Source organism: Nocardiopsis sp. NPDC006198, assembly GCF_040613895.1.
In the GTDB taxonomy this organism is placed as follows: Bacteria; Actinomycetota; Actinomycetes; order Streptosporangiales; family Streptosporangiaceae; genus Nocardiopsis; species Nocardiopsis tropica.
The window spans coordinates 68,867-84,360 of the sequence record NZ_JBEXSY010000023.1 but is presented as its reverse complement, the minus strand read 5'-3'; the positions used below and the strand labels follow the sequence as shown (position 1 = coordinate 84,360).

At 71.5% G+C, this 15,494-nt stretch carries 16 protein-coding genes; 9 read left to right on the top strand and 7 right to left on the bottom strand.

Annotation, left to right across the window (positions count from 1 at the left end):
* Positions 1-22 precede the first annotated feature (22 nt).
* The 6 genes from ABZ234_RS17710 to ABZ234_RS17685 all read right to left on the bottom strand — a co-directional run bounded on the left by ABZ234_RS17710 (position 23) and on the right by ABZ234_RS17685 (position 4,884).
* Positions 23-754, bottom strand: a complete 732-nt coding sequence (locus tag ABZ234_RS17710) for an NADH-quinone oxidoreductase subunit C (RefSeq protein WP_355012791.1) — start codon at positions 752-754, stop codon at positions 23-25.
* A 1-nt stretch (position 755) separates the two neighbouring features.
* Positions 756-1,301: an NADH-quinone oxidoreductase subunit B gene (locus ABZ234_RS17705; RefSeq protein ID WP_267946791.1), complete on the bottom strand. Its 546-nt coding sequence runs from the start codon at positions 1,299-1,301 to the stop codon at positions 756-758.
* Between the two features lie 67 nt (positions 1,302-1,368).
* Positions 1,369-1,728, bottom strand: coding sequence for an NADH-quinone oxidoreductase subunit A (locus ABZ234_RS17700; RefSeq protein ID WP_267946792.1), 360 nt, complete (start codon positions 1,726-1,728; stop codon positions 1,369-1,371).
* Positions 1,729-1,929: 201 nt separating this feature from the next.
* On the bottom strand, positions 1,930-3,234 hold the full coding sequence (locus ABZ234_RS17695) for a geranylgeranyl reductase family protein (RefSeq protein ID WP_267946793.1): 1,305 nt from the start codon (positions 3,232-3,234) through the stop codon (positions 1,930-1,932).
* 428 nt (positions 3,235-3,662) lie between these two features.
* A complete protein-coding gene (locus ABZ234_RS17690) occupies positions 3,663-4,373 on the bottom strand; it encodes a demethylmenaquinone methyltransferase (protein WP_267946794.1) in 711 nt (236 codons plus the stop codon).
* 127 nt (positions 4,374-4,500) lie between these two features.
* Positions 4,501-4,884, bottom strand: coding sequence for a hypothetical protein (locus ABZ234_RS17685; RefSeq protein ID WP_267946795.1), 384 nt, complete (start codon positions 4,882-4,884; stop codon positions 4,501-4,503).
* A gap of 375 nt (positions 4,885-5,259) precedes the next feature.
* On the opposite strand from ABZ234_RS17685, the gene ABZ234_RS17680 reads away from it, so the two are divergent.
* From ABZ234_RS17680 to ABZ234_RS17640, 9 genes are all read left to right on the top strand, one after another.
* Positions 5,260-5,559: a hypothetical protein gene (locus ABZ234_RS17680; protein ID WP_355012790.1), complete on the top strand. Its 300-nt coding sequence runs from the start codon at positions 5,260-5,262 to the stop codon at positions 5,557-5,559.
* Between the two features lie 25 nt (positions 5,560-5,584).
* Positions 5,585-5,956, top strand: coding sequence for a DUF6507 family protein (locus ABZ234_RS17675; protein ID WP_267946797.1), 372 nt, complete (start codon positions 5,585-5,587; stop codon positions 5,954-5,956).
* 118 nt (positions 5,957-6,074) lie between these two features.
* Positions 6,075-9,008: a hypothetical protein gene (locus tag ABZ234_RS17670; RefSeq protein ID WP_355012802.1), complete on the top strand. Its 2,934-nt coding sequence runs from the start codon at positions 6,075-6,077 to the stop codon at positions 9,006-9,008.
* Positions 9,009-9,030: 22 nt separating this feature from the next.
* Positions 9,031-9,498 (top strand): immunity protein YezG family protein, encoded by a 468-nt coding sequence (locus tag ABZ234_RS17665; RefSeq protein ID WP_355012789.1) that lies wholly within the window; start codon positions 9,031-9,033, stop codon positions 9,496-9,498.
* Between the two features lie 256 nt (positions 9,499-9,754).
* Complete coding sequence (locus ABZ234_RS17660) at positions 9,755-10,117, top strand: DUF6507 family protein (protein ID WP_355012788.1); 363 nt, start codon at positions 9,755-9,757, stop codon at positions 10,115-10,117.
* 171 nt (positions 10,118-10,288) lie between these two features.
* Positions 10,289-13,051 (top strand): ADP-ribosyltransferase, encoded by a 2,763-nt coding sequence (locus tag ABZ234_RS17655; protein ID WP_355012787.1) that lies wholly within the window; start codon positions 10,289-10,291, stop codon positions 13,049-13,051.
* An 11-nt stretch (positions 13,052-13,062) separates the two neighbouring features.
* Positions 13,063-13,854 carry a hypothetical protein gene (locus ABZ234_RS17650; protein ID WP_355012786.1) on the top strand — a complete coding sequence of 264 codons (792 nt, stop codon included), beginning with the start codon at positions 13,063-13,065 and terminating at the stop codon, positions 13,852-13,854.
* Between the two features lie 117 nt (positions 13,855-13,971).
* The gene (locus ABZ234_RS17645) at positions 13,972-14,673 is read left to right on the top strand and encodes a hypothetical protein (protein ID WP_355012785.1); all 702 of its coding nucleotides are present in this window, start codon (positions 13,972-13,974) and stop codon (positions 14,671-14,673) included.
* Between the two features lie 213 nt (positions 14,674-14,886).
* Positions 14,887-15,081, top strand: coding sequence for a hypothetical protein (locus ABZ234_RS17640; protein ID WP_355012784.1), 195 nt, complete (start codon positions 14,887-14,889; stop codon positions 15,079-15,081).
* Positions 15,082-15,153: 72 nt separating this feature from the next.
* Here ABZ234_RS17640 and ABZ234_RS17635 read toward each other — a convergent pair whose 3' ends face one another.
* Complete coding sequence (locus ABZ234_RS17635; RefSeq protein ID WP_330158414.1) at positions 15,154-15,438, bottom strand: MerR family DNA-binding transcriptional regulator; 285 nt, start codon at positions 15,436-15,438, stop codon at positions 15,154-15,156.
* Between the last annotated feature and the right edge of the window lie 56 nt (positions 15,439-15,494).

Genomic DNA, 15,494 nt, shown 5'->3' with positions numbered 1-15,494 from the left:
GAGTGGCTGTGGGTGCTGGCGGTCACGTGTAGGACCTCCGCTCGTCCGGCGGGGGCACGGTGGCTCCCCGGTACTCGACGGGGATGCCGCCCAGCGGGTAGTCCTTGCGCTGCGGGTGGCCGCGCCAGTCGTCGGGCATCTGGATGCGGGTCAGCGCGGGGTGGCCGTCGAAGACGATGCCGAAGAAGTCCCAGGCCTCGCGCTCGTGCCAGTCGTTGGTCGGGTAGACCGACACGATCGACGGCACGTGCGGGTCGGCGTCGGGGCAGGTGGTGACGACGCGGATCTCGCTGTTGTGGCTGATGGAGCGGAAGTGGTAGACCGCGCGCAGTTCCCGGCCGGTGTCGTCGGGGAAGTGCACGCCTGCCACCCCCGTGCACAGCTCGTAGCGCAGGGCCGGGTCGTCGCGCAGCACGCGCGCCAGTTCCAGGAGCGCCTCGCGGCGCACGTGGAAGGTGAGTTCGCCCAGGGCGACCTCGACGCGCTCCACCGCTCCGGCGTCCTCACCCAGGGCGGCCTCGAGGTCGTCGGCCACCCTGTCGAAGTCCGCGGTGCGCGGGTCGTCGGGGTCGGTGTAGGGGCGCGGGCTGTTCGCGGGAGCGCTCCCCCTGACCTGGAGGCCCCCGAAGCCGGAGGTGTCGCCCCCGGTGGAGCCGCCGAACATGCCGGTCCGCTTGACCGGGGCGGCCAGCCGCTCGCGTCCCTGCTTCTCGGGCAGGTCGGCGGCTTCCTCGTTGCGCTCTTTCTCGCTCATGTCAGTCCCTCGTCACCACGGGCAGCGACCGGCGGAGCATCCGCTCCTCGATCTCGGTGATCTCCAGCTCCCGGTGGGCGCCGAGCTTGGTGTTCTGGACCTTGTCGTGCAGCTTGAGCACGGCGTCGAGGAACATCTCCGGCCTGGGCGGGCAGCCCGGCAGGTAGATGTCGACCGGAACGATGTGGTCCACGCCCTGCACGATCGCGTAGTTGTTGAACATGCCGCCGCTGGAGGCGCACACGCCCATCGCGATGACCCACTTGGGCTCGGGCATCTGGTCGTAGATCTGGCGCAGGACGGGGGCCATCTTCTGGCTGACGCGTCCGGCGACGACCATGAGGTCGGCCTGGCGCGGGGTGGCGCCGAACTTCTCCATGCCGAACCGGGCCAGGTCGTAGTGGGGGCCGCCGACGGCCATCATCTCGATGGCGCAGCAGGCGAGCCCGAACGTGGCGGGCCACATGGAGCTCTTGCGGGCCAGGCCCACGACCTGCTCGACGGTCGTGAGCGCGATTCCGCTGGGGAGTTTCTCTTCGAGTCCCATCAGCTGCGGACCTCCTCCGGGCTGGGCTGGGCGGGCTGCCGGGTCTGGGCGGGGCGCGCGGTGGTCGTCAGTCCCATTCGAGGCCTCCGCGGCGCCACTCGTAGGCGTAGGCGATGGAGACGTTCACCAGGAAGAGGACGATCGCGACCAGTCCGAACCAGCCGAGGGCGTCGAAGTGGACGGCCCAGGGGATGAGGAAGATGATCTCGATGTCGAAGATGATGAACATCATGGCCGTCATGTAGTACTTGACGGTGAAGCGGCCGCCGCCGGCGGGCTGCGGGGTCGGCTCGATGCCGCATTCGTAGGCCTGCATCTTGGCCCGGTTGTAGCGCTTGGGGCCCATGACCGCCCCGGCCACCATCGACACCACCACGAACGCGGCGCCGATCCCGCCGAGCACGAATATCGGTGTGTAGAGCTCCACGGGTCACCCTCCTTCTGGCTGGTCGGCACGCTCGCGCATGCTTGTGATTGCTTTCACTAGCTCATCTCTTCGGTCGTCCCGTGCTGTCCTGTTGTGGCGCCGGACCCGACCGCCCGGCCGTGTTGTCCCAGTGCTCCGCGCCCGGTTCCCCGGGGCGGGCGGGCGGCTCCGGGGATCGGGGCCGCCCGGCCCGCGGAGCGGCTAGGCCGCGGGGGCGATCCTGGTCAGGCCGTTGATGACCCTGTCCATGGCGTCGCCCTGCGTGGGATCGGTGAGGTTGGCAAGCATCTTCAGCGCGAACTTCATGAGCGTGCGCTGGCGCAGGCCGTACTTGGTCGCGTACTTCATGAACTCGGGCTGGCCGATGACCTTCACGAAGTAGCGCCCTAGCGTGTAGTAGCCGCCGTAGGTGTCGGCGAGCACGTCGGGGTAGCTCAGCAGGGTCCGCTCGCGGGTCTGCTGGGTGGGCCGCCCGTGCGCCTGCACGATGACGTCGGCGGCGATGTTCCCGGCCTCCATGGCGTAGGCGATGCCCTCGCCGTTGAAGGGGTTGACCATGCCGCCGGCGTCGCCGACGAGCATGAGCCCGCGCGAGTAGTGCGGGACGCGGTTGAAGCCCATGGGCAGGGCGGCGCCGCGGATGGCGCCCTTCTGGTTGTCCTCGGTGAAGCCCCACTCCTCGGGCATGGACTCGGTCCAGCGGCGCAGGAGCTTGCGGTAGTCCACGTCCTGGAAGGAGGCGGTGGAGTTGAGGATGCCCAGGCCGACGTTGCTGGTGCCGTCGCCGACGCCGAAGACCCAGCCGTAGCCGGGCAGGAGGACGTCCTTGTCGCCGCTCCTGTCCCACAGCTCCAGCCAGGACTCCAGGTAGTCGTCCTTGTGGCGGGGGCTCTCGAAGTAGGTGCGCACGGCCACGCCCATGGGGCGGTCGTCGCGCTTGCGGATGCCCATGGCGACGGACAGCCGGGAGGAGTTGCCGTCGGCGGCCACGACCAGCGGGGCCCGGAAGGTCACGGGCTCGCGGTCGGCGTCCTTGGCGTGGACCCCGACGATGCGGTTGCTGCGCTCGTCCATGAGGGGGCCGGTGACGTTGGTCCGCTCGAGGAGTTTGGCGCCGGCGGACACCGCGCGGTCGACCAGGATCTGGTCGAAGTCGAGCCGGGTGCGGACGAGTCCGAAACCGGGGTAGGCGGCCAGGTCGGGCCAGGGGAGTTCGAGGCGGACGCCGGCGCCGACGATGCGCAGGCCGTGGTTCTTGATCCACCCCTCGTCCTCGAAGGTGATCCCCATGGCGGTGAGCTGCTTCACCGCCCTGGGGGTCAGTCCGTCGCCGCAGACCTTCTCCCGGGGGAAGGCGGTCTTCTCCAGGAGCAGGACGTCGAGTCCCGCCTGGGCGAGGTAGTAGGCGGTGGTTGAGCCGGAGGGGCCGGCGCCGACGACGATGACGTCGGCGTCGTACTCGGTCCGCTCCCGGCCTCTGGGAGAGGAGGTGGCTGTCTCGCTCACGGGTGGGTCCTCGACTGCTCGCGCGGTGCACCGTGGCGGGCCAGTGCGGGGACGACCCGCTCACGGGGGGTGGTATGGGTGTTGTGGGACTTTCGACATGTCCGGCATAGGGCCATGTGTCCTGCGCCTCGTGGCCTTGTGAAGCACTTCACAAGGCTCTTTTCCGCAGTCTAGACCCTTACGCACCGCGAGGCGACCCCCGGGGGCGCGCTAGACGTGTTATCCCCAAACGGGATATTGCTCCCAGATAGCCCCACTGGACACCTAAAGGCATCACCTTCTGACAAAGGTGCAGCTCATGATTGTTTCCGACACCCCAGGGGACCCAGTGGCAACACAAAAAACCCGGAGAACGCCCTGTTCTCCGGGTTTTGCGTGCTTATTAGCTATAAAAGAAGTATCGAGCTTCCTGGGCGCTATGTCGGTTTCTACTTGTCCCGGAAACCGCGGTGCAGGGCGACGATGCCCGTCGACAGGTTGCGCCAGGCGACCCTGGACCAGCCCGCGTCCTGGAGGTCGCGGGCGAGGTCGGCCTGCTTGGGCCAGGCCATGATCGACTCCGACAGGTAGTCGTAGGACTCGCCCCGGCCGGACACCGCGCCCGCGATCTTGGGCAGGGCGGCCATGAGGTAGGTGGAGTAGAGCTTGTCCACGAACTCCACCGGGATGTGGCTGAACTCGCAGATGACCAGCCGGCCGCCGACCTTGGTCACCCGCAGCAGCTCCCGCAGTGCCTGGTCCACGTCGCTGACGTTGCGCAGGCCGAAGGAGATCGTGACCGCGTCGAAGGTCTCGTCGGCGAAGGGGAGGCTGAGGGCGTCGCCCGCCACGAAGGTCACGCCGCCGGTGGAGGCGCCGCCCCGGCGCTTGGCGCCCGTGGTGAGCATGCCCAGGGAGAAGTCGCACGCGATGACGCGCGCGCCCTTCTTCACGAAGGACTCCGAGGAGGTGCCGGTGCCCGCGGCGAGGTCGAGGACCAGCTCTCCGCTGTAGGCCTCGACGGCGTTGACGACGGCCTTCCGCCAGATCCTGTCCTGTCCCAGCGAGATGACGTCGTTGACGAGGTCGTAGTTTTCGGCGATGCCATCGAACATCGCCGCGACGTCCTGGGGCTTCTTGTCGAGCTTCGCGCGGGTCATGGCACAAGACTAAGGGTGCGCCCCGTGCGGCCGTACCGCTCCCCCGCCCCGCCCGCGCCGTGCCTCCCGCCACCGCGCCCCGGCCCCTTCCGCCGGCCCCCGGCCCGGTGCCCGCGGCCCGGCTCCGTCAGCCGTCCGGCCGGATCCGCCCGAACCTCTCGGCCATGACCGGGCCGAGGTGCCCGACCAGGGCGTATCCGGGCTGCCCCGGCCACGGAAGGGAGTAGAGGAACGACGTGCCGATCACCACGTCCACCTCGGGGACCCCGCGCGCGCTCTGCTCCTCCAGGAAGCCGAGGACCCCCTCCCAGTCCAGGCCGTGGCTCCCGTCGGAGAGGAACGACGCGACCACCGCCCGGGTGACGTCCCAGAAGAAGACGTGGGGGAGCGGGCCGCCGTCGAGATCGACGTGGCACTCGTAGTCCTCCTCCAGCCAGGGGACCGCGGCCACGAGGTCGGTGACGAGCTTCTGCGACTCCTCGTCCACGAACAGTTTCCCGGTGTCGTCCATAGGTGAACCGTGCTCCGTCCGCGAGGGTCTCGGACGGAACACCCTGCCGCGCCCCGGCCGGAGCGCGCCACCGATTATCCGGCGCGGGCGGGCCGTCGCGTCACGGCCGCGCGGCGGGGTCCCGGGGCCGGACCCCGGTATCGGCTCGGTGGAATTCGGCCGTACTTCCAAGCGCATTCCGGAAGACCATTTCTGCCCCCGTCCGAGAGGCGGCGGGGAGAAGGACGTACCCGCGGGTAGGAATCCCCCGACCTCGCATCCTTTCCGGCACCACCGGGGAGGACAAGGACGCGCGACGGGGATGATTCCCGAACCGCACGCGGCTAACGTGCGTCCTATCCCCCGGAGGAGGACTCCGGAGAAGGAGGGGCGGAAGTGAAGTTCGACGTGGTCGACCCGAGCGACGAACAGGCCATCCTCGACGAGGAGGCGGCCCCCGACGAGCAGGGGGCCGAGGACGAGCCCCTGCCCCCGGGCGTCCATCCCCGGCTGGACCGGGCCGCCCGTCAGATGCACACCCGGATCAGCGCCGACCTCGGTACCCTCGGCGAGAGCCTGAACCGCCTGCACGCGCACATCGAGACCGCGCGGAGCCGCGAGACCGAGGACGCCCCGCAGGCCCCGCCGCCCACGAACTTCCGGGCGGGCGCCTTCTCGCGCCCCCCGTCCCCCTGATCCCCGTCCTGGTGAGGAGAACCCCGTGTCAGCCTGGAACATCCTGCCGTCCGAGGTCGGCGGCGTCCTGACCACCGTCGCCGGACACATCGGCGAGGAGGGCGGCAGCGAGGGCCTGGTCGGCTCCATGACCTCGACCGAGACCCTGCTCACGAGCATCAGCGGAGAGGCGAACAGCGCCCCCGTCAGCATGGCCCTGGGCGAGTTCGCCGAGCACAACTTCGGCCTCATGGGCGACATGGCCGGGGTGACGGTCAGCGCCGTCACCGGGGCCAGCGAGGCCACCACGCACTATGTCAACGGCAACCTGGAGATGGCGGCCGAGGCCCAGCAGAACGCCGGCGTGCTCCCTGAGCCGGAGCCCGAGCGTCCGGTGTACGGCCCCCACGTCCCCTAGGCGCCGCCGTACCCCCGGCCCCTGATCCCGGCCCTGTTCCATCTCCCCGGTTCCCTGCCCCGGAGACCCCTACCCCGACTCGCTCCGGATCCCAGATGGAGACGTCCACGTGACCGAGATGTGCACGCCCACCGGCGGCCTGATCAACCCCTCGATGTTCCCCGTTCCCACCGCCGACCCCGCCGAGCTGGAGACCCTGGCGGGGCAGCTCCGCACGGCCGGGACGACGGTGTCCGGGATCGGGGCCGACATCAAGAGCGCGTGGTCGGGCCTCTCCGGCTGCTACACCGCGCCCGAGTCCGGGACCCTGCTCGCGGCGGTCGACTCCGTCGCGACCGACGGGGACTCGGTGGAGACCTCGACGGGCAAGGCGGCCACGGCCCTGGAGACCTTCGCCGAGGCCGTGCGCGACATCAAGGGCAGGTGGGCGACCCTCACGACCGACTCGAACGCCTTCCTCAACTCCATCGACACCAGCAACGACGACTGGAAGCAGGCCGACGGCTTCTGGAACCGGCTCGTCGGCAACGAGAGCGACAAGGTCGGGGAGCACCAGGCCCTCCTCGACCGCGCCGACGCCCTGCGCCAGGAGTACGAGCAGGCGGAGCGGGACTGCGCGAACGCCATCAACGCCGACATCCCCGGCCGCACGAACTTCGTCTCCGCGAACGCGGACGGCAGCCCGCCCGGGGCGAACGAGTACCAGCACGGGTTCGACGGCTACCTGGGCGACGTCGACATGGCGTGGGGCGGCTCCCAGGAGACCGACCACGGCTGGTGGGTGGACGCGGGGTCCGCGGTCAAGGACTTCGGGGTGGGCATCGCCGAGGACGTCGGCGGGTTCGTCGGCATCCACAACTCCGACGGCTGGTTCCAGGGCAGCTGGGGCGACAACCTGTGGGAGTACCACGAGGGCAACCTCCAGTCGGCGGCGTCGCTGGTGGGCATGTACGACGCCGAGAACGACAGCTGGGGCTTCCAGGGCTGGGAGCGCACCGGCGAGATCGCGGGCGGGGCGTGGAAGGACGCCGCGCACGCGGTGGTGCCGTGGGAGGAGTGGGGCGAGCGGCCCGGCTACGTGATCGGCACGGCCCTGCTCAACATCGGCGCGACGGTGGCCGGCGTGGCCCTGTCCGCCACCGGTGTGGGCGCGGTCGTGGGCGCGCCGCTCCTGGCGTGGCGCGGTTCGGCGATGCTCAACCGGATGGGCGGCGACGGTCCGGGCGTGAACACGCCGGACGTGCCGGAGTTCGACGTGAACAACCTCAACCTCGGCATCCCCGGCCGGTTCGGCGGCAGCGGCTCGCCCACGTTCGACTTCGACATGAGCGACCTCGACACCGGCTCCTTCAGCCCGTCGCAGCTCGGCGAGATGCGGGCGGCGCTGGACCGGATCAACGGCGGCAGCACCGGCGGGACCGACCCCGTCCCGGACGGGACGCCGGACAACCGCCGGGTCACCCCGGTCAACAACAACGGCGACGACGGCGCGGACAACCCGTCCCGGAACCGCGACGCCACCGCGGACCAGCTCCAGGCCACGGACGACTTCCTGGACATCGTCAACAACCCGGAGAACGCCGACTTCGGACGCGAGGTCACCCAGCGCAACCAGGCCGAGATCGACGAGGTCGACCGCAACGCCAAGACCGGCCCGAACCGCGAGGGCTCGTGGGAGGGCAACGACATCGAGTCCGACCGGCCCGACCTGGAGGGCGACCCCGCCCGGGTCCCGGTCACGCCGCGCGGCGACACGATGGAGGCCGACAGGCCCCGCGACACCTCGGCGGAGGACGTGTACCGGCTCACCGGCACGGGGCCGCAGGACTTCGACTCCCGTGTGGACACGGGCGACACGGGCAACGGCGGCCCCGAGATGCGGGACCGCACGCCCACGGTCACCGACAGCGTCGACAACGGCAACGGCGGCGTCGACACCGACACCCGCGGCGGGACGACCTCGGCCAACGGCGGCGGGAACGGTTCCGGTCGCGGCCCGGTGGTCTCGAACGCGGACAACGGCACGGGTTCCGGGAGCGGTCGCGGCGGTTCGGGCGGCCCGGACGCCAGCGGCGACCTGCCGCTCGGCCGCGGTGACGGGACCGACGCGCCCCAGATCACGGACCGGCCCGATCTGCACCCCGGCGGCCCCGACCCCGACGGCCTCCTGCCGCAGGACGGAGCCCGCTTCGGTGACGGCGTCGACCTGGCGGAGAACAGCCGGTACAGGCTGTACGAGCCCGACGGCAACCGCTACGTCGAGTACATCACCGACGGCGACGGGAACATCCGCGAGATCCGCGCCGACTCCAACGGCTGGAACTCCCAGAACCCCGAGTTCCTGAGCCCCCGCCCGAACATGACCTACAACGTCGACGGTTACACCTACCGGACCGACGACCACGGTCGGACCACCTCGGTGGAGGGAACCCTGCGGCAGGGCGCGAACGTCCGCAACGAGACCGAGCAGAGCAAGGTCAACGACATGGGCTCCGACTACTACGAGCAGCTGAACAAGCAGCTCCGGGAGGAGTTCGAGGCCGAGCACGGGCGCCCGCCCCGGGACGGCGAGGTCACCCAGTACCAGGACATCCAGTGGGACGGCGGCCACCTGGTCGGGTTCGCGGAGTTCTTCGGGATCGGCGAGCGGCTGAACCAGGTCCCGATGCGGTTCGACGTGAACCAGAACCGCGTCGACACGGCGCTCCCCGACGTCCCGCAGAACCTCCGGGGCGGAATCGCGGGCAGTTACCGGAACACCGAGCGGTCCTGGCGTGGTCTCATGGCGGAGGGTGCGAAGTGGCACAACTTCACCAACCCGAAGTTCAACGACGGCACCTGGGCCGACGCCCTCGCGCGCAGGCCCGGGCAGAAGCCGGACATCGCCGTCCAGATCACGAACCTCTACGACCCGAGTCTTCCGCTGGTTCCCGACCCGAAGAGGCCGGGACAGATGCTGCCGCCCCCGCCGACCCGCATCGAGGTCCAGTGGACGATGAACGGGGTACAGATGAAGACTCAGATCTACAACAACCGTCCGCCGCTCGTCTGACAGGAAAGAACAAGGTACTCAGATGGTGAGCCACACCTTCAAGAGGGGACACCTGGACCCCGAGGCACAGCAGAAGATCCTGACCCAGATCGGCATGCGGATCTTCGACGTGGCGCCGGACGGGTGGACCCGCCTGATCTACCGCATCGAGACCGTGGTCGAGCACGGGACCAGCGAACTGGTCGTCGAGTTCGAGGACGGCTCCAGCCGGAGGACGGCCACCCCCGCCGGCATCACGATGATGATCGACGAACTGCGCGCGGGGATGTACCAGGAGGGCAAGGGCACCTGGTTCTCCATGGAGTACGTCATCACCCGGCCCGGGAAGTTCGCGGTCAACTACAACTACGACGACGACCCGGGCATCACGTTCCCCACCGCCTTCGGCTTCACCAACGACCTCGCGTACTTCCCCCGCGACGAGGAGAACATCCCCGACTGGCTCCGCGAGAAGCTGGCCGAGGAGGCCGAGGGACGCGCCACGGAGTGACCGGCCGCGTCCGGTGCGGGCACATCGGCGCGGAGCGCCGGCGGCCCCGACTCTCGTCTTCCCCGCCTCCGGAGGCCCCGGAGTGCGGGGACGGCGTCCCTTCCTGGCCGGATCAGGCCACCCCGGGCGCGAACACCCAGGTGTCCGCCTCCCGGACCCCGGGCCCCCGAGATCCCCGGAACCACGGGTATGCGCTCTCCATCTGACAGTGCGGAGGGGGATCAGCCCCGGTTTCCAGAGGAGAGGAGGGCCCCACGTGTCCAGCTGGAACATCCAGCCCGCCGAGGTCGGCGGGGTCCTGACCACCGTCGCCGGCCACCTGGGCGAGGAGGGCGGCGGGGACGGCCTCGTCGGCCACATCACCAAGGTCGGCGAGTACGTCAACCTCTGCGCGGAGGAGGTCGGCGGCGGCCCCGTCCAGGCGTCCCTGGCCGAGGTCGGCGAGTACTACTTCGGCCAGATGGGTGACATGGTCGCCCTGACCGTCAGCGCGGTACAGGGGGCCTACGAGGCCACCATGTCCTACATCGAGGGCGATCTGGAGATGGCCGCCCAGCACCAGGCCGCCGCGGGCGAGATCCCCGAGCCCGAGAACACCGGCCCGAACATCGCGGTCTGACCCCTCCCGCGCCTGCCCCCGGCCCCCGCACCCCCGCGCCTCCCCGGCCGCACCCCGCCGGTCTCCCCCGGCCCCGACGGAGTCTTGCACTCCGCACCCCGCTCCTGCTTCGACGACCCGTGCCCCCCGCCCCGGGCTCCCCCTCAGCCCTGCCTGGACGGAGTCACCGCAGTGACAGCAGAGATGTGCACGCCCGCCGGCGGCGTGATCAACCCGGACGCGTTCCCGATCCCCGCCCTCATGCCCGCCCGGCTGGAGTACCGGGCGGGGAGGCTCAGGGCGAACGCGGCCCTCGTGGCCGGGTCGGGCCACGACATCACCGGCGCCTGGTCGGGTCTGAGCGCCTGCTACACCGCCCCGGAGGCCGAGACCCTGTTCGCGGTCGTGGGCCCCGTCGCCGTCGACGGCGACTCGGTGTCGGACGGGATGGACCGGGCCGCCACCGCCCTGGAGGTCTTCGCCGAGGAGGTCCGCGGCATCAAGGAGCGCTGGGCGGCCCTGACCTCGGACGCCAACGCGTTCCTCGCGAGCATCGAGGGGGACGACGACTGGCGCAAGGCCGACACCTTCTCCGGCGAGTGGTGGTCCGGGGACGAGAGCCCGAAGGTCGCGGAGCACCAGGCCCTGCTGGACCGGGCCGACGCGCTGCGCCTGGAGTACGAGGCCGCGGAGGTCGAGTGCGCCAACGCGGTCAACGCCGGTCTCCCCGTCCGGACGAACTTCGTCCACGCCGACTCCGGAACCGAACCCGCCGTGCGCCAGTACGCGCACGGCTACAACGAGTACCTCGGCGACATGGACATGCCGTGGGGCGGGTCGATGGAGACCGACCACGCCTGGTTCGTCGACGTGGGGCACTCGGTCTCGGACTTCGCCGTGGGGGCCCTCGAGGACCTGGGCGGCGCGCTCGGCGCCCACAGCTCCGAGGGCTGGTTCGAGATGAACATGGGCGACGCCCTGGTGGAGTACCACGGGGAGTCCCTCACGACCCTCGGCGCCATGGCCGGCCTGTACGACCCCGCGACCGGGGAGTGGGGCGAGGTCAGCTGGGAGACCTTCGGGAACACGTGGACGGAGGTGGCGCACTCGGTCGTCCCGTGGCGGGAGTGGGACGACCGTCCTGGGTACGTGATCGGCACCGCCGTGCTGAACATCGGATCGATGGTGGCGGGCGCCGCACTCACGGCGACCGGGGTGGGGGCGGTGGTCGGCGTACCGCTCCTGCTGTGGCGGGGTTCGGCCATCCTCAACAAGGTCGACCTGCCGGACATGCCCGACGCGGACGGGGCCGGGAACGGCATCGACGTGGAACTGCGGCTCAACCTCCCGTTCTCCGGCGGCAACGGGCCCACGCTGGCGAGCTTCCACCTCGACCTGCCCGACCTGCGCGGCTCCCTGAACCCGTCGGAGACGGCGGAGCTCCAGGACGCACTGAACCGGCTGGAGAACTGGAGCCCCGAGCCCGCCGAGGGTTCCGGTTCCCCGACCGACCCCACCTCCCAGGACCTCGCCGACGGCATGACCGTCGAGGACGTGCTCAACCCGGTGTCGGCGGAGTCGACCCGGCTGCGGGACGAGTACGGGGACGACTTCGGCGCGCTCGACCGGGACACGGACGGCGACGGCAGCGGCACGGGCGACGGCAGCGACAGCGGTGACAGCGGTGACGGCGACAGGGTGCCCGCCCTGGTCGGCGCGCGCCCCGACACGGAGGAGGGCGCGGGGACCCCCGACACGTCGCCGGACTGGACGATCGACCTCACCGGGGGCGGCTTCGACCTCCCCGGGGACAGGACCGGAGGAGAGGGCGCGAACCTCGGAGACCGCAGTCCCACCGTGAACAACAGCGTCGGCGACGGCGGCGGCACCGCCGACTCGCCGTTCCCCGACGGCGGCGGCTCCGTCCACCACACGGACGGACCCGGGTTCTCCTCGGACGGCCACGGGTTCTCCCCTGACGGTGACAGCGCCTCCGACCGGAACGGCGGCGTCTACGATCCTCCGCCTGGCATCGACCCGGGAGACCCCGCGGACCACTATCCGGGCGAGATGGGCCCCGACGGCATCCGGAGGTTCGACGACAACGGGGAGGAGTACGCCCGGCGTGTGCTGGACGACCCGGACCTCAACCCGCACACCTTCGACAGCCTCCCGCCGGAGCAGCGGCGGGCCGTCTACGACTACACGGTCAACTCGTGGCTCAACAGCGTCGCGCGGGCGGACACCGTCCAGGCCGGTCTGGACACCCTGCGGCGGAACGCGAACGACTGGAACACCTACGATCCCGCCAACAGCACGATGCGCGGCTGGTCCCTGTACGAGCTGAACGGCCTGAGCAGGCCCGGCCTGGACGACCTGCACGGCCTGTGGCGCAGGGCGGCCGACGGGGAGATCCGGCTGACGGACCTCCAGCGGGGCATCATGGAGGACGTCTTCCGGTCGCCCGACCCCTACGGCCGTCTCGGCCTCTGGCTGAGCGAGGCGGGCCTCCCCGGCCGTATCGCGGAGCAGTACGGCGGCACGTTCCCCGACGCGGACGCGGTCCGCCCCCGGATGGGCGACCTGGACTCCGCGCTGGAGCGCCCCCTTCCCGAGGGCGTCGAGGCGGTCCGCGGCCTGCACGGCATCGACCACCTCGCAGGGTTCGACCCCGCCGACCCCCAGTCGATCGTGGGCACGATCCAGTCCGACGCGGGCTACATGTCCACGGCGCTGGGCCGGGATCCGATCGTCGTGGACGGCAGGCCGTTCGCGTACACCGTGCACCTGGACGTTCCCGAGGGGGCCCACGGGTTGTGGGTGGGCGGCAGCAGCGCCTATCCCGGGCAGCGTGAAATCATCTTCCCCCGGGAGACGCGGTACGAGATCGTCAGCGTCCGCGTCGAGGCAGGCACGACCTTCATCAACGCCCGTATCCTCCCGCCCACGAAGTGAGGGACACAACCATGACGCCGAACACGAACCGGTCGGGTGCGTCCTACGCCACGGAGGCCCGGGGCCCCGTCCGCCACTACCCCCTGGTCCTCGAAGGCCGGACGATCGGCCACCTGTGGGCCGCTGTCGACGAGGGCGAGGACGCGGCCGGCGCCGTCATGGTCCTCACCGCGCTCGACACGGAACCCCGGATCGGCGTCGCGTCCTTCTGGGGGAAGCGGCTGGAACAGGCTTGCGGTGCGGGCCTGACCCCGTTGGAGGCGCTGGAGCGCCTGCGGAAGGAGCGGGAGGACCCCGTCGGGGGAGGCGTCCCGGAGGGGGCCCGTCCCGAGGAGGCCCCGTCCAAGGACGCTCTCGTGGCGTGGGCGAACCCCGGCTACACGCCGCCCGCCCTCCCCGAGGGACTGGGCGGGGAGCCCCGGCCCTCGCAGCTGCCCCGGCACCCCGGGCCCGAGCTGGTGACCAGGCAGGTCCTCAAGAGCTACCCCCGCCGCACCGACCAGCCGGTGCGCTACCTCCCCGTCCGCCTCGGCTCCGTGACCGTCGGGCTGCTGTGGGCCTCGGTGACCGGTGACGCCGCCGGTTTCGTCCGCAACCTCGACGCGCAGCCGGAGAGCAACTTCGCCGAGGTGTGGTGGCTGGAGGAGTTCGTGAGGCTCCACGAGCGCGGGTTGGGGCCGCTGGAGGCGATCCGGGAGCACGTCGGCGCGCCGGAGCATCCCGTGGGCGGTCGGCTGGACCCCGCCGACGAGGAGCGCACGGCCGCGAGCACGGCCGAGTTGGCGGAGATCGCGCGGGGATGACCCCTGCCGCACCGGAACTCCCGTGAACCGGACGGGAGAAGTACGGATCGTAACCGGCGAACAGGAAGCGTCGGCCCACCCCGGGCCGCGTCCGCCCCGACACCAGGGAGTGACAGCATGGCCGAGGTCCGGTTGGAGATGGGCGAGCACCCGCTGTCCCCGGAGACGCGCCGACGCTTCCCCTGGGCGCGGAGGCAGCCCCCGTACACCCGCGCCGAACTCAACCAGGTCGTGGCGGAGGCCGATGCCGTGAAGCGGGAGTGGCTCTCCGCCCGCGCCGAGCTCAGCGGCCTGGTGCCGCTCCTGGAGGAGTCCGAGCGGGCCGCACGGGCGTCGGCCCCGGATTCCCGGGGGACGGCCGGGGAGGTCGCGGGCTTCCTCGCCCGGGGCAGGACGCTGCTCGCGGCGGGGGACGACCCCGAGCAGGTGGCCGGATACGCCGACGCGGGCAGGAGGTCCTTCGGCGAGCTGGTCCGCCTCCTGGCGCGCGGCGTCCGGCCCGCGGAGATGAGGGCGCTCAACGCCGTCGGCCGCATGCGTGCGGGCACCGAGACCCTGCGCACGTCGCTCACACGCATGCGCGTCCTGTGCGACCGGGTCGAACAGGCCGGGGCCCGGTGGCCGGGAGGGGCGTCCGGGGGCGGGCCCTCGGTGTCGGCCACCCCGCCCGGCGCCGTGCGCGGAGTCCTCGCGGACCGGCCGGTCGCGCGCGCCGGTGGCGGACGCGGGGCCGGGGCCGCCGCTCCGGCGGCGCCCTCCCTCCGCGGACGCGTCCCGTCGAACGGCTCCGGGGAGCACCGGGTCCCCCGGTCCCGCTGACCGCCCCGCCTCCCCCGACGCGGGTCCGGCCCGGCTGATCCGACGCGTCGGCGCGTCGGTGCGGGGCGAACTCCCCGGGTGCACGGGAGCCCCGTGACGGGACCGTGCGCGGGCCGGAGGGTCGGACAGGAGGCGTTCCCCGGGCAGGACCGTCCCACCGCGACTACCCTTGGTCACTCATTGATTCATGCGAGTTACCGAGAGTGGAGAGACATGCGCCTGCGCACCCTTCTGGCCGCCACCGCCCTCACCGCCGCCGCACTGGCGGCCGGCGCCGGCACGGCCGTCGCCGCCGAGCCCCTCGACGAGGCCTGTTCGGCCGTGGGCGGGGTGCTCGACCACCCCCTCTCCCCCGTCTCGCTCAACACCACCACGAGCCTCCCCGTGGACTGCCTCGTGGCGCCGTAGCCGGTCCCGCCCGCGCACAGCGGCCGATCGACCTTCCCCGCCGGCCCCGCCCCCGCAGAGGTCGGCGGGCGTTCACCCCTCGGCGTCCAGCACGGCCATGAGCCGGGCGATCGTGGCCGCCTCCTCCCGCGCCCCGATCTCCAGGGCCCGGTCGTGGACCTGCCGCAGGGTGGAGACGACCTCCTCCAGCGGCGGCACCGGGACGGCCAGCTGCTCGACCAGGGTCCTCGGGTAGCGCCGGTGTCCCCCGAGGGTGCGGAGCGACATGAGCCGCCCCTCCCCCTCCCACCGGATGAGGGTCTTGGGGTCCACGCCGAGGATGCGCGAGGCCTCACGCGGGGTCAGCAGCCTCTCCACCGGTCGTACGGCAACGTCTGGGGCGGGGTTCTCCGGGGCTCGCTCCGCCACCGGTC

Excerpts from the sequence above, each read along its gene's own strand:
- ABZ234_RS17710 (WP_355012791.1), bottom strand. The coding sequence starts at position 754 with ATGAGCGAGAAAGAGCGCAACGAGGAAGCCGCCGACCTGCCCGAGAAG.
- ABZ234_RS17705 (WP_267946791.1), bottom strand. The coding sequence starts at position 1,301 with ATGGGACTCGAAGAGAAACTCCCCAGCGGAATCGCGCTCACGACCGTC.
- ABZ234_RS17690 (WP_267946794.1), bottom strand. The coding sequence starts at position 4,373 with ATGACCCGCGCGAAGCTCGACAAGAAGCCCCAGGACGTCGCGGCGATG.
- ABZ234_RS17685 (WP_267946795.1), bottom strand. The coding sequence starts at position 4,884 with ATGGACGACACCGGGAAACTGTTCGTGGACGAGGAGTCGCAGAAGCTC.
- ABZ234_RS17670 (WP_355012802.1), top strand. The coding sequence starts at position 6,075 with ATGTGCACGCCCACCGGCGGCCTGATCAACCCCTCGATGTTCCCCGTT.
- ABZ234_RS17665 (WP_355012789.1), top strand. The coding sequence starts at position 9,031 with ATGGTGAGCCACACCTTCAAGAGGGGACACCTGGACCCCGAGGCACAG.
- ABZ234_RS17650 (WP_355012786.1), top strand. The coding sequence starts at position 13,063 with ATGACGCCGAACACGAACCGGTCGGGTGCGTCCTACGCCACGGAGGCC.
- ABZ234_RS17645 (WP_355012785.1), top strand. The coding sequence starts at position 13,972 with ATGGCCGAGGTCCGGTTGGAGATGGGCGAGCACCCGCTGTCCCCGGAG.
- ABZ234_RS17640 (WP_355012784.1), top strand. The coding sequence starts at position 14,887 with ATGCGCCTGCGCACCCTTCTGGCCGCCACCGCCCTCACCGCCGCCGCA.